The sequence below is a fragment of the Micromonospora sp. NPDC005203 genome, from assembly GCF_042872705.1.
Taxonomy (GTDB): domain Bacteria; phylum Actinomycetota; class Actinomycetes; order Mycobacteriales; family Micromonosporaceae; genus Micromonospora.
Genome location: NZ_JBIAKV010000003.1, coordinates 329,204 through 342,489, shown reverse-complemented (window position 1 = coordinate 342,489; position 13,286 = coordinate 329,204). Strand labels below are relative to the sequence as shown.

Here is a 13,286-nt window from a genome sequence, read left to right as displayed (position 1 = left end):
GCATCCAGTCCGTCCCGTGTCCTTTCGTGGGTCCGACGGCCGCCGCCCTCCGTCCTGCGCGACGCGCCTGGCCTGGGGTCGGCGCACCGCGGTGTCCGGCCCCGAAGGTGAACGGCGCGGGGTCATGCCCGAAGACGGCCGTCTCTTGTCCCGCGCGCACCGCCGGGACGGGGTCAGCGCGCCGCGGTGTCCTCCCCGGCGGTGCGGCGCGCGATCGGGGCGGGCGGGGCCGCGGCCGGAAGGTCGACACGAAGCAGCGCACCACCGCGTGTGGAACGGGCGACAGCGGCCCGGCCGCCGTGGGCGTCGACGACCCGCTGCACGATCGACAGCCCCAGACCGGATCCCGGCAACCCCCGGGCGCTGTCGGCACGGTAGAATCGGTCGAACACCCGCGGTACGTCGACTGCGTCGATGCCCGGCCCGGCGTCATCGACCTCGAGCACCGCCGACGCGCCCTCGGCACGCAGCCGGACCTGGACCGGCTGGTCCACGGGGGACCACTTGGCGGCGTTGTCGATGAGGTTGAGCACCGCCCGCTGGAGCGCAGCGGGACGCCCGCTCACCCACACGGAGGTCACGTCGAGGGCGACCTCGATGTCAGGCACGCGGGAACGCGCCCGGGTCGCGGCGGCCACCACCACGTCGGCGAGGTCGAGCAGCTCGGTGCTCTCGTCGCTGACGTCACCGCGCGCCACCTCGGTCAGTTCGGCAGCAAGGGTGCTCAACTCGGCCACCTGGGCGCCGAGATCGTTGAGCAACCGGGTCCGACTCTCCGCCGAGAGTGCGTTGTCCAGGGTGCCGCGCCGATCGAGCCGGATCAGCAGCTCGACGTTGAGGCGCAGGCTGGTGAGCGGGGTCTTGAGCTCGTGGGCGGCGTCCTCGGCGAGCAGCCGCTGGGCCCGCCGGGAGTCCCGGAGCGCGGCGAGCATCTCGTTGATCGACTGGATCAGCCTCCGGATCTCCCCACCGCCCTCGTCCGGGATGTCGGCGTCGAGAACCCTGGTGTGCGCGACACGTACCGCTGCGGCAGTCAGCCGGTCGATCGGTGCCAGCCCGGCCCGTGCCACGGTCCGCCCGACAAGGGCGCCGCCAACCACGCAGAGCAGCCCGATCACCAACATCCCGAACCCGAACCGGTTGATCGGGCTGTCGTCGACCACGCGGGCCACCTGGACCGCGCCGTCGCCCGCCCGCAACGTGTAAATGTGGTAGCCGTCCTCGTCGCTGTCGTTCGTCTCCATCAGGTCGGCCGACGCGCCCTGCGCCACGCGAACGGCGTGCCCGCTGACCGGAGGCAGCGCGGGTTGGCCGACCGGCGTCCGGGCCGAGCCGTCGGGCAGGATGACCCGTACCAGCCGGCCGGACCCGGGATACGGCGGTAGCTGAACTTGCGCCACACCGGCGCGCTCCGCGTCCGTCGCCAGGACGCGGGAGTCGGCGCGTAGCTGATCCTCGGCGGAGTCCCGCAGCTCCCAGTCCAGCAGCTCGCTGGCCACCTGGAAGGCCATGAACACGCTGACCGCGATGGCCGTCGCCGCGATCACCGTCAGCCTGGTCCGCAGGGACCGCCGGCGCCACCATCGGGGCAGCCGGCGCGGTTCCCGGCCGGCGGGCCTGCTCACGGAGGAGTCTCGCGCAACGTGTATCCCAGGCCGCGCAGCGTGTAGATCAATCGCGGCTCACCCTCGGCCTCCATCTTGCGGCGCAGGTAGCTCACATACACCTGGAGGTTGTTGGCCGTGGCGCTCATGTCGAAGCCCCAGATCGCCTCGAACAGCACGTCGCGGGTCAACACCCGGGTCGCGTTGCGCACGAGGACCTCCAGGAGGGAGAACTCGGTTCGGGTCAAGCGCAGCGGGCGCCCGCCACGCCACGCCTCGAACCTGTCGGGATCGACCCGGACGCCGGCGAACGACAGGACCTGCGACTCCCCGTCGGCCGGCGTGCGCCGGCGCAGCAGGGCCCGCACCCGGGCCAGCAATTCCTCGGTGGCGAACGGCTTGGGCAGGTAGTCGTCAGCGCCCGCGTCCAGCCCCGCGACCCGGTCGGAGACCTGATCCCGGGCGGTCAGCATCAGCACCGGCAGATCCCGACCCGCCGCCCGCAACCGCCGGCAGGTCTCCAACCCGCCGAGGCGGGGCATCATCACGTCGAGGATCAGCAGATCCAGTGTGTCACCGCCGGCCCCACCGACCCCGTCGAGCACGGCGAGACCGTTGGCGACGGTGCTGGTGTCGTAACCCTCGACCTGGAGAACCCGCTCCAGCGACTCACGGATGGCCGCGTCATCATCCGCGATCATGATCCGCACGCCGGCGCGCCCCCTTCCAGTCGATGCTTTGCCGCTCATCCTCCCCGATCAACCTGAAGCCAGGATTAGAACCGTCGCCGCTGCGGTGCCCGTGGGTCCGTGCTCTTACGGATGCCTGGGCTCAGACCTGACTGCTGACGGCAACGAACCGTGGGACCGCCGGCACGGATAATTGCGAGAACGGGGTGCCCGCACTACCAGGCCCGCAGGCCGGCCAATGGGCCACGCGCGATTCGTGGCTGGCAGCCGCGCAACGGCAGGTGTGGCGGCCGATCGCGACGCTGCGGACTGCTGCCGGCCAGCCGGTGATCGTCGGAGGTCAGAGGTAGTTGACGCCGGTCAGGTCCGCGGCTGCCGCCCACAGCCGCGTGCCGACGGCCGGGTCGGCGGCCTCCTGGCTGAGCCGGGCCTCGGTGACCCTGCCTCGGGTCTCCCAGAGTCCCGACGGGCCGAAGAACTGACCGCCCCGCACACCGGGCTCGGTCGCAGCGTGCAACTGCGGCAGTGCGCCCTGCGCCACCGGCTGGGTTGCCAGCAGGCCGGCCGACGCGATCAGTCGCCCGAATCGGCCACGGTGTTCCCAGGCACGCGGAGTCAGGTTGGTGCGGGTGAGACCGGGGTGGGCCAGGGCGCTGACGATCGGCGTTCCGGCGGCGCGCAGGCGGCGGTCCAGTTCGATGCCGAAGATCGTGGTGGCGAGCTTGGACCGGCCGTAGGCGGCGGCTGCCCGATAGTCGTGTGCGAACATCAGGTCATTGAAGTCCAGGTGCGCGTTCTTGTGGGTGATCGAACTGAGACTGACCACGCGGGCTTCCCGCGCCGCGGCCAGGTTGCCGAGCAGCAGGCCGGTCAGGACGAAGTGGCCCAGCATGTTGGTGGCGAGGTGCAGCTCGAATCCGTCGGCGGAGATGCGACGTGGGCCAAGCAGCACCACACCGGCGTTGTTGACCAGCAGGTCGATCGCCGGGTGGTCGCCGGCCAGCTTCGCCGCGAAGGTCCGCACGGAGGCGAGGGAGGCCAGGTCCAGCTCGCGTACCTCGACGTCGCCGCCGATGCGGCGGGCCGCCTCCTCGCCGGCGGGAGTGTGGCGAACGGCGAGCACGACGTGGGCGCCGTGGCTGGCCAGCGCGGTGGCGGTGACCAGGCCGAGGCCTGAGTTCGCGCCGGTCACGACGGCGAGCCGACCGTGCTGGTCGGGGATGTGGTCGGTGGTCCCTGCGGTCATCTGCTGCTCCTGAAGGTGTCGGTGCGCCGGCCCATCGACGTTAGGAGGGATCGCGAGGGGTTCAGTCGTTCTCGGTTGCCTAGGTCTGAGGGACCTACCTTCGGCAGTCCGGGCCGCTGCACACTTGCGGCATGAACAGCCCTCATCCGTATGCTCGTGAGCTTGGCGACTTCCTACGCGCTCGGCGTAGTCGGCTGCTTCCGCACGACGTCGGCCTGGAGCCGGGCGGCCGGCGCAAGGTCTCCGGACTACGGCGCGAGGAGCTGGCCCTGTTGGCCGGGCTGAGCACTGACTACTACCAGCGGATCGAACAGGGCCGGGAGGTACGCCCGTCCGACGACGTCCTGGACGCGCTTGCCGGCGCACTCGGCCTCGACCACGAAGAACGCCGGCACCTGTTCACCCTGGCCCACGCCGCCCGCCGGTCGATGCCCGCCCGGGTGAACCGCGATCCGGAGCGGGTGCCAGAGGGCACCCGGCGCCTGCTGCGGGTGATGGACACTCCTGCGGTCATACTCGGCCGGCATCTCGACCTGCTCGACTGGAACCCGATGGCGCAGGCGCTGCTCGGCGACCCGGACGCCTACCCTGCCAACCGGCTCAACATGCTCCTATTGCTGTTCGACGACACGCTGACCGGCGAGCGCAGCTGCCCGGACTGGGAGCGGCAGGCCCTGGACTACATCGGCATGATGCGCGCCGCCGTCGCCACCGACCCCACCCACCCACGCGCCGCCGCGATCGTTGGTGAGCTGAGCATCCGCAGCCCCCAGTTTCGGCGGCTGTGGGCCCAGCACGACGTACGTGAGTCGGTCAGCGGTACCAAGACCTTCCGGACTCCCGGAGTAGGCGACATCGTTCTGGACTGGGACACCTACCCCCTGCCGGGAAACCCCGGCTCGGTCATGCTCGTCTTCACCGCCGAGCCGGGCAGCGCCGACGCGGACCGGCTGCAGCTCCTGGCATCGTTGCAGGCGACCCGCTCAGCGCTCACCAACAAGCACCCCCTCCCAGACGGGCTGGACCGCAGCCCGCTCCACCCCTGGCGCGGCTAGACGCCAGCGCCGCGGCAGGCTGCTCGCTCATCACCGGCACCAGCCGCGATCGGCGTACGAGAATCTGCCGCTGACGAGGCGTGGCGATTGTGGGTCTGCTCCACCATGGACCGATGCGGCTGCGGGAGCCAGCACTGGTGCCAACCAGGGCAGTGGCCCGGCAAGTCCTGATCGAGCGGCGGCCGGTGTGAGCCCGGTTTCGGGGAAGCAGGTTGGGATGCCCTGAAGGGCCTTGAACTGCGTCCATCGGCATCCAACGGTGCGGAGTGCTCCGCGGCTCTGCGCGGCGGTGCTCATCGCTCTATATCGCCTGGCAGGACAATGTGCGTAGGTCAGGGTGGTAAGGGGTGCCGTTGGTTGCCGCGGCCGGGCAACTGGGAGCAGATTGGGTGCAGTTTTGCGAAGGGGTCACCGCGCCCGAAGTGCTCACCATAGCTGAGACACCGATTCGTTTCGTGGCGCCGAGACCGGCCTGTCCTCTGTGGATATTCTGTTTGCGGATCCGAAGTGGAGCGCGCCTTGTGCGCCGACGAATTGGCGCTGTTTTCGGGAGAGATGGCCGCTTCGCGGGTGACCGTGCTGCGTCACGCGGTCGCCGCGGCAGCCCGTTCGGCGGATCTGGCGGCCACGGGCTCAAGGACGTCGTGTAGGTGGTGCACGTATTGGTCAGGGGGAGGTGAGGCGACCTTCAGCCAGCCGATCGTGAAACCGGTCAACGTGCCGTCCGAGCGGGGTGGGCAAGCAGGTGAGGGGCCGGGCCCACGCGCTGCCATGGGATCGGCGCCGGATGTGCTACGGTAGCCGTGTTGCAGTTTTGATTTCCGTAGACGTTATCCGGCGCCTGATGGGGTATCTGAAACCCATCTAGGCGCTTATCGTTTTTCGTGTCGTTTCGACGCGGGTGATCAACGCGGCGGCGTAAGGGTCCGCACACTGCGGTCTCTCACAGCCTGCGAGGAGCAGACATGACTACAGGTACCGTGAAGTGGTTCAACGCCGACAAGGGCTTCGGCTTCATCAGCCCGGACGACGGCGGCGCCGACGTCTTCGCCCACTTCTCTGCGATCTCGGCGAGCGGCTTCCGCAGCCTCGACGAGAATCAGAAGGTGGAGTTCGACGTCACTCAGGGCCAGAAGGGCCCGCAGGCGGAGAACATCCGCCCGCTCTGATCCGCATTTTGTGAACGGCGGCCCGACTGGTACAGCGGGCCGCCGTTTGGCGTTTAATTCGCATTGTCGCCCTGACCGAACGGTGAGGCTCCTCAGCCGGCTGAGCCGACGGGCGCTCATGCGGCGTTGGTGCTCGCGACGCGATCAACCACCTGGTCGTGCTGCACGCGCCGTTAGCGAGGCTTCCGGCCGTGATTGGCGGCAGTGCGTCAGCTCGTTGGTGCAGACGTGGGCGCGGCGCTACCCCGTCGAGCACGACCAGGTCCTGGCTCCGCTGCTTGGAGCAAAGGCCCTCGATCGCTCCGCTGTGCTAGCGGTCATCGGCGGGAAGTTCAGTGCCATGGCTCATCCGTCGGGCTAAGGCCGCCAGGGATTTGGCCCGAGAATCGGATCAAATCGTCCGGGACGTCACCGCTGCGGCCCGCGGCTGTCAGGACGGCGGTGCTGCGGTGCGCGCTCCACACCCTTGACCCCCGGGATCACCATCCGGGCCGGAGCGGGCGAGCATGACTGTAATCCAAGCTGTTCGATGTTACTATCCGTGCTCTCGGCATGACGTAATTGGGCGTTTGGTATGAGTCACGATTGGTAGCCACACCTGGCTGGTGCCCGACCTCGGAGGTGTGTCGTGATCTCCAACATCGTCGCCGGCCTGATCACCGCCGTCAGTCAGCGACTGGGTGAAGCTTGATCAGTGCGCTCGATCTTGGAATGTGTCACGCTTCGCCGCGTGCGAATCTCTCCGGATGGTCTCCGAGCGGCTGCAGCCGACGCCGCCTCCCCGGCGTGGAAAGTTATCTGGGAGCAGTCCTGCCATCAGGGAACCTGTGATCCGGCCAGCGCAGCTCTGCTGCCGTGGTTAGCCTCGACTATCGCTGGGTTCGCCGGCGATCAGCGAGAAACGCCGTTGGCTCTGGCCGGCTTCATCGCGGTGGATGCCACTGACGCGGACCGCGCAACCTACGCCAACGAGATCGAGGCCTTGCGCGCTCTTGCGGCCGACCGCCTGTCAGAAGCCTCCAATGATCCCGCCTTCGTCGATCTCCTTCAGGCGATTCGCGGCTTGGAGGGCGACGAGCTCTGGGGGAAAGAACTCGATCACCTCAACGACGGCGAGATCGACGTGCGATGCCCCGAGTGTGGCGAGGAAACACTGGTGGAGCTAGTGGCCGACGATCTCGACATCACCCCCGGTCTACCGTCGGAGCTGGCGGAACGTCTGCATGCTGAGGCTCTCAGCGCTGGCCGAGGAGCCGTAGCCGTCGGCTTGACCCGCCTCTTTGGGCAGCTCATCTGTCCCGAATGTGGGGCATCCTTCGATATCGCGGACAATCTTGCCGGCGTCTCGCAGCCCTGACCGAAGCCTTCCCCGGATAGCCGGACTACCGCGGGTCGTTGTGCTACCGGTTGGGACAGGTGGCGGTGCCCTGACCGCTACGGAAGGGAGGGGCGCTCCGGATCGGGTGGTGGCAGCATTGATCGCGAGCATCACCGCCCTCGAGGCGATCCTCCAGCAGCAGCGGACGACCGATCGGCCGGTAACGCGCTCGAGGAGATCGCGTACCACCTTGGCGAGATGGAGCCGGATGAGCGCCGGCAGTTCGACGCCGCCATTGAGCGCGTCGCCACCAGGTGGGAGGCGGATGATCCGGACCGAGGCGATGGTGACTGGATCCGCCAGCTACCCGGCCAGCTGGGGCTCTGCTGACGCGGCCCTCGCTCCTGCCCACAAGATCAGTGCCGATGTGCCCCGCAACGCCGATGCGTTAGGCGGAATGACTGTTCACCAACCGTGCCTGCATCGCGATCTTGCACTTCCTGCCCCGACATTAGGGTGCATTCCCGATTAAATCGGCGACAGGAAGTGCAAGATCGGCGCGATTCTTCTGCTCGACGCGTCTTGATCTACAAGCCCCGATAGTCAGCAGCGGGTTGACCTGCCGGCCACAGCCCTAACCGCTGACTGCGTCCGTGCTGTCGACCGTCCTGACACGTGCGTCCTACTGTCGTGGGATGAGTTCCCCTACTCGTCCTCCCTTGCCGCCCGACGTCGACCCCCACCTCTGGTTCGACACTGAGCAATGCGGACGGCACTACCTTCTCGACGGCAATCCGCACACCTCCGCCGGCCGCATGGACGCCTACTGCGCGGAGCACGGCATTCGTACCCGGGTTTCGAAGGGGGAGATCGGCGACTGCTCCGAGCAGACCCGGTACTTCGTACGCGGGTTCCTGTCCGGCAGTGAGCTGGCCCCGCCGGAGTCGCGCGACGGCACCGAAGCGGCCTATCTCGCCTGGCGCGAGGCGGCCGCTCGTTTCCGAGACACCGGTTCCTGGGTCGACATCGAGGCTGCCGGCGACATCGCTACCGCGCGAAAGGAGGACACCGAGGCGGATACCGATAGCGGGGTGGTGATCGGGGCCGAGGCGGAGGACCTCCCCGACGAACTGCGGTCCTTGGTGCGAGAAGAGGCAACGGTGCGGGTGGCGCTTGTGGTCGACGTGCCGAACAGTGCTGCCGACCGGGCCGTTGAGGTGGCCACGACACTCGCCGAACGGGTCGGCAGGCGGACCTGTGACGGCCCCGGCCCCGTCGAGGTCAGTAGGCCGCTGTCGATCACCCGGGTGTACGCGCTGGTCGGCGTCAGCGGACATCGCCCATGGGTGGCGGTGCAGACGGCGATGACAGCACTGGGCCGCAGCGGCTGGTCTCCCGCGACCGCGGTCGAGGGTGAGCAGTTCGTGACAGCGGAGTTCCAGGCGCACCGCAAGCTCAACCGAGGGCTCGACGCGCTCGGAGTGAGCGCGGTGGAAATCCGTGCCGGGTATGGACTGGGCCACGACCCGTCCCGCACGCCGGACAGTCGGTGGCAGGGCGAGTGACGACGGCGGTCAGCCCGCTACCGAGATGCGGGGTAGTGCAGCGCCCTTCGTCGCCAAGTCCACCGAGGCCGCAGGCTGGGAGTGAGCAGAGCGCGTCTCTGGTTGGGGAGACGATGCGTGGCAGGATTCGCCCGTGCGTCCCCGGCTGATCCTCCTGTCTGCTGCGGCTCTGTGCACCGCCGTCCATGTGGCAGGCGTCCTGACCGCCCGTCCGCTCTGGCGCTACGCGGAGCTGTTGAGCGTCGGTCTCCTCCTTGCCTGCGCCGTGGTCAGCCCATCGCCGAGATCCCGCTGGCCGCTGGGGGTAGCCCTCGCGGTCCTGCTCGTGGACGCGGTCCGGAGGATGCCGGCCGCTGGGGACAGCGATGGCGACGGCTGGCAAGTGCTCGTGCCCGGCTCGGCCCGGGAGGCTCCGTCCGCTTTCGAGTCGGGTCTCTCCCTCTGTTGGCCTTCGTTGACCGCGGCGCTGGTGCTGCTCGTTGCGTGGCGTCGAGGTGGCTGGCATCGGCAGACCGCGGTGCCCGCCGGTGTGCTGGCAGCGCTGATCGCCGGCTATGCGACCTTCCGTACTGTCAGTATCTGGCGTGCCGCTGCTGCTGTACCTCCGCGAACGGCCGGCACCGAGGTGGCCGATCTGACGATGGCCGTGGGCATGGCGGTCCTGCCGCCCCTGGTCCTCGGGATTACCGCGCTGGCGCTCGCCTCGGTGCTCGCCGGCAACGGTCGACGGCTCGCCTCGATCGGCGCGACGTTGCTGGCCCTCGTGGCGCTGCCGCTGATGGGCACAAGCATTGACACGGTCGCGATGCCCCTGTCGGTAGGCAGTGACAGCGGCCTGTTCGCCTGGAATGGCATCACGCCCACCCTGTCCATGCCACAACCGATGGTGGCGCTGACGGCGGTGGTTGAACTGACCGCGTACCTGCTGCTCGTCGCCGGCCTTACTGATTCGACGGATCCGGTGGATGCGTCGCCGGCTGAGGCTTGAGAGCGTCGGCGTTGGTGAAAGACTTGTGGCTCGCAAAGGAGGAAGCGGCGCGTTGCTGTAGACGGTCGGATTGGGAGACTGATCCACCGCCCACACCAAGGCCGCGCCGGGCGGCATGATAATAGCCGTCACGTCGCGTGTTGGCCTGCTGAACGAGTTCGAGTAGCGGCTCGGAAGTCTCCTCGACGCCACGGGCCCGGTGCTCGAGCCTCCAGACCGCCTCTCGCCAGTCCTGCGCTGCGGCGACGGTGCTGGCATCCCCAAGGAGCAGGAGGTTTTCCCATACCAGGGTGTGCCTGATGTCGGCGTCGGCGAGCCGAGGTAGCGCCGCGGCTTTGTCCAACCCCGAGCGGTACCAGTCACCGGCCGTCGTGGCCAGGACTTTCAGGGATACCGCCTGGATCTCTTTGAGTACCTGGGCGAACTCGCTGTACGCCTCCATTCGCCGATCGTCCCATCGCACGGCCTGACTGCGCCTCCACTGGCTTCTGCTGGACAGGAAGGTTGCCAGACCTGCACCGAGGGCACCGACAACGACGCCCAGTAGTGCCGGTAGCTGTGAGACGAAAGCGTCCATCAGCTCAAGGGTGCCATGCAGCGGCAACTCAAGCTCGGCATCAGATCCGCACGCGACGTGGGTTGATGTCCTACAGCACCGGAATGGCATCCACCGGCGTCCGAATGCCTGATACCGCCGCGGAGCCAGGCGCGAATGTGGGCGCGCCCCGTGCGCGTCGTCCACGTGGTGCGGACGGCGCGCACGGGGCAGGACCGAGGGTCAGAAGCTGCCGGCCCTGACGTCGGCCACCGTCACGCGGGAGACCTCGAAGGTTCCGGCAATGGAGGTTCCCGTCTCCGGGGAGTCCATCTCGGAACTGATCGGTACCCCGCTCTCAGCGTTGATGATCAGCACCTGTTGGGTGTCGTCAGTCCACACCTTGGCGGTGATGGTCAGGGTGGGCTGCCCGCCGGTCGTCGAATCCACGACGGTGACACCGGGGATGGTGGAGGTCAGGCGAAGCACGCCCGCCCGTACCTTCGGGTCGCCTCCTCCTGCGGAGAGCACGTCGACGCTGTTGACCCAGAGGTGATTGGCGGCGATGCGCTCCCGGTCCTCATCCGTCAGCGGAGACGGGTTGGCGACCCCCTTCTGCCGAAGGCTCTCCATTCGCTTTTCCTCGGCGCCAGCAGGGGGCTTCCCCTCGTCGTACACGGAGTTGATCATTTGCTCTCGGGCTTCGGCGAGGTCGCCGGTTACCGCGTTCCGCGCCGCCGCCACCCCACGCGTGTGGAAGCCGTTGCCGAGGTTCTCGCCACGAGCGATCACCCGTGGGAGTTCGTTCCTGGCCTCCGTGTAGTAGTACTCGCCGCCGTCGGTGTACAGGTGGTACCGGGTGCGAGATGGCACGGTGCCCCGACGGACGTCGACCTTCTCGATGATCAGCGACGCGTCGCCCGGCAGCGCGGCGTTGTCTGCGGTGAGGTTGGCTGCCAGGGACACGAGCTTGATGTTGCCTGCCGGTGCCGCTGGGGCGGCCCCGGCGTGACTGTTCGTGCCGGTCGGAGCCGGGGCCGTGCCGGATCCCGTGGCCATCGGCAGGGCCAGTGCGAGAGCGGCCACGGCCGCGACGCCGCCGCCAGCGGCCAGGCCGAGCACCTGGCGGTTGCGTCGCCGGGCCCGGCCGCGCTGCTCGATCGCCTCGACCGGGCGATCCATCTGTACGTCGGAAAGGGTCTGTTTCACCGCGTCCCACACCTCATTGTCATTCATGATCGAATCTCCTAACGGGCTGCGGGCGCGAGCTGCCCCCGCAGGGTTGCGGTGGCACGGGACAGATGAACGGCTACGGTTTGGGCGGAGATGCCCAACGCCGCAGCCACGGACCTGGTGTCCAGGTCGAGCCAGATGCGTAACACGACCACCTCACGCTGCCGCTGCGGCAGCCGGCGAACGGCGGCCAGGAGAGCGTCGGCCGTGTCGAAGTCGTCCTCGATGAGAGACGCTCGCTCGTGGCCGTCGAGGGCCACCTCCCGCCGGCGTCGACGCCACCAGGACACCCGGATGTTGAGGGCGGTGCGCACCACCCACGCCGCCGGTGCCGGATGCTGGCTCAACTGTCGCCAGGAGGCCCAGGCTCGCGCGTACGCCTCTGCGACCAGATCCTCGGCCAGCGCGCGATCGCCCGTACCAGCTAGTACGGCGCGCAGGCAGTTGTCTCGGGACCGCTGGTAGAAGTCCGCGAAGTCCGTCCGTTCTCGTTCCACACGGGGTTTACGCATCAGCGCCCCGATCCATTTACTCCCACGGAGAAATCTTTAGTTGATCATGAGGTTAGCCGTGACAAATGGGTTGAACCCTACGTGAACTTCATGATCGACGGGGTGGCGATCAGGTGGTGTCGGGCGGAGCAGGCGTCGGGAGACCGAAGCTCCGCGGTCTGCGCCGCGAGGGTGCCGGAGGTGATCAGGGCACGACTGCTGACCACCGCCCTGTCCAGTCAGCGGCTCTACGCCGAGTCCGTTGCTGGAGTTGTCACCCTTGACCAGTACGGCCGTGCCGGGAGGTCGGCGGGCTCTGGCCGACGCCAATGAGCACCGCCCGAGGTGACAGGCAGCCACCGATCAGCGCCGCCAGTCGCCCAAGGTGCGGCGGCGAAGGGCGCCCGACTTGCGGGCCCGACGAGCAGCAGTCCGGAAGACGACGGATACTCGCATGATGACTGAACCGGATCTCGACCCCGAACAGTATCCGCCCATCGACCCGCGTGAACCGGTGCCCGACGACCCGGGCGTCCTGCTGCCTGGCGCGCCGGACGAATTGCCCGAAGCTCCGACCGAACCGATGCCAGACGACGGTGGCAACGCCGGCGGCGTGCGCGAGCCGGCATAGATCCGTCCGCGATCGAGCGCGACACCAGCTCGACCGCCAATGCCGGCGCTGACGGCGCTCAGGGCGTCGGGGCGTCGCACACCGGATCCGCATACACCGCAGGCCTCCGCGAGCCCGGACTCGACCCCGACCTGGACCCGAAGCCGAAGTGCGGCGCTGAGAGCACGAGGCGGGCTCAGCGCCGGCCCTGACGCGACACCGCGGCGCTGAGCATGCCCGGGTGTGGTCGGGGTCGAGCGAGCCGGAAGTCTCGCGACGTGGTCGTTCTGTCCTGAGGAGGAGAGCGTCGCAGGCGCCATGCCGGCCACGTGTTCGGCGCTGTCGGAGGGCACCGCGACCCTCAGCATCCTGCGCGGGGGTGACGGCACGAACACCTTCGGCTCATTGTCGCGACAAGCGATGCGTCGAGCAGTTCGAGCCCGGCATGCCCAACCCGAAACCCCAGCCGCCGCTTCGATGGTGGGATTTGATGCACGGCCAACGTGCCGCGCTTCCACCGCAGCGCTCGCGGCTGATTCCGCTCTGGAGGCTGTCGCCGCACATATCGGTGCCCCGCTCGACTCCCACACCGTTGACGGGCCGTTACACGCCGCGCACCTCTGCGCCGAGCGAACCCACTCGCCATCGCATCCTTAGACCACTGACCGCCGTCCACCGGCACGGCTGCTCCGCAGTCTCGGACCGAATCCATCAGCGCCTGGTCAGGAAGGGCGCGCCCTCAACAATCTTGGTGACGGCCGGTGGCGCGGCGGTCCGGGCCAG

General features: G+C 68.5%; 14 protein-coding genes. 7 read left to right on the top strand and 7 right to left on the bottom strand.

The genetic code is table 11. The features are described from left to right. Positions 1-173 precede the first annotated feature (173 nt). The 3 genes from ACFYPM_RS11330 to ACFYPM_RS11320 form a co-directional block, all read right to left on the bottom strand. On the bottom strand, positions 174-1,547 hold the full coding sequence (locus tag ACFYPM_RS11330) for an ATP-binding protein (RefSeq protein WP_387194205.1): 1,374 nt from the start codon (positions 1,545-1,547) through the stop codon (positions 174-176). Positions 1,548-1,621: 74 nt separating this feature from the next. Further along, the gene (locus tag ACFYPM_RS11325) at positions 1,622-2,305 is read right to left on the bottom strand and encodes a response regulator transcription factor (protein WP_387194201.1); all 684 of its coding nucleotides are present in this window, start codon (positions 2,303-2,305) and stop codon (positions 1,622-1,624) included. A 328-nt stretch (positions 2,306-2,633) separates the two neighbouring features. Next, entirely contained in the window at positions 2,634-3,539 is a 906-nt protein-coding gene (locus ACFYPM_RS11320) for an oxidoreductase (protein ID WP_387194198.1), read from the bottom strand. A 131-nt stretch (positions 3,540-3,670) separates the two neighbouring features. Here ACFYPM_RS11320 and ACFYPM_RS11315 point away from each other — a divergent pair, with 131 nt between their 5' ends. The 6 genes from ACFYPM_RS11315 (at position 3,671) to ACFYPM_RS11290 (ending at position 9,634) form a co-directional block, all read left to right on the top strand. Further along, positions 3,671-4,594, top strand: coding sequence for a helix-turn-helix transcriptional regulator (locus ACFYPM_RS11315; RefSeq protein ID WP_387194195.1), 924 nt, complete (start codon positions 3,671-3,673; stop codon positions 4,592-4,594). A 965-nt stretch (positions 4,595-5,559) separates the two neighbouring features. Further along, complete coding sequence (locus ACFYPM_RS11310) at positions 5,560-5,763, top strand: cold-shock protein (protein WP_043326981.1); 204 nt, start codon at positions 5,560-5,562, stop codon at positions 5,761-5,763. A gap of 730 nt (positions 5,764-6,493) precedes the next feature. Beyond that, a complete protein-coding gene (locus tag ACFYPM_RS11305) occupies positions 6,494-7,120 on the top strand; it encodes a hypothetical protein (protein WP_387194191.1) in 627 nt (208 codons plus the stop codon). Positions 7,121-7,339: 219 nt separating this feature from the next. Then, a complete protein-coding gene (locus tag ACFYPM_RS11300) occupies positions 7,340-7,471 on the top strand; it encodes a hypothetical protein (RefSeq protein ID WP_387194188.1) in 132 nt (43 codons plus the stop codon). Positions 7,472-7,776: 305 nt separating this feature from the next. Continuing rightward, positions 7,777-8,646, top strand: coding sequence for a hypothetical protein (locus ACFYPM_RS11295; RefSeq protein WP_387194185.1), 870 nt, complete (start codon positions 7,777-7,779; stop codon positions 8,644-8,646). A 133-nt stretch (positions 8,647-8,779) separates the two neighbouring features. Next, entirely contained in the window at positions 8,780-9,634 is an 855-nt protein-coding gene (locus ACFYPM_RS11290; protein WP_387194182.1) for a hypothetical protein, read from the top strand. Here ACFYPM_RS11290 and ACFYPM_RS11285 read toward each other — a convergent pair. The 4 genes from ACFYPM_RS11285 to ACFYPM_RS11270 form a co-directional block, all read right to left on the bottom strand. Beyond that, complete coding sequence (locus ACFYPM_RS11285) at positions 9,588-10,211, bottom strand: hypothetical protein (RefSeq protein WP_387194179.1); 624 nt, start codon at positions 10,209-10,211, stop codon at positions 9,588-9,590. The genes ACFYPM_RS11290 and ACFYPM_RS11285 overlap by 47 nt on opposite strands. Positions 10,212-10,412: 201 nt before the next feature. After that, positions 10,413-11,405 (bottom strand): hypothetical protein, encoded by a 993-nt coding sequence (locus ACFYPM_RS11280; RefSeq protein ID WP_387194176.1) that lies wholly within the window; start codon positions 11,403-11,405, stop codon positions 10,413-10,415. An 11-nt stretch (positions 11,406-11,416) separates the two neighbouring features. Beyond that, positions 11,417-11,914: a sigma-70 family RNA polymerase sigma factor gene (locus tag ACFYPM_RS11275; protein ID WP_387194173.1), complete on the bottom strand. Its 498-nt coding sequence runs from the start codon at positions 11,912-11,914 to the stop codon at positions 11,417-11,419. Positions 11,915-11,991: 77 nt separating this feature from the next. Continuing rightward, a complete protein-coding gene (locus ACFYPM_RS11270; protein ID WP_387194170.1) occupies positions 11,992-12,120 on the bottom strand; it encodes a hypothetical protein in 129 nt (42 codons plus the stop codon). Positions 12,121-12,347: 227 nt separating this feature from the next. Between ACFYPM_RS11270 and ACFYPM_RS11265 the strand changes: the two genes are divergently transcribed. Beyond that, positions 12,348-12,524: a hypothetical protein gene (locus ACFYPM_RS11265; RefSeq protein WP_357240272.1), complete on the top strand. Its 177-nt coding sequence runs from the start codon at positions 12,348-12,350 to the stop codon at positions 12,522-12,524. Positions 12,525-13,286: the final 762 nt, after the last annotated feature.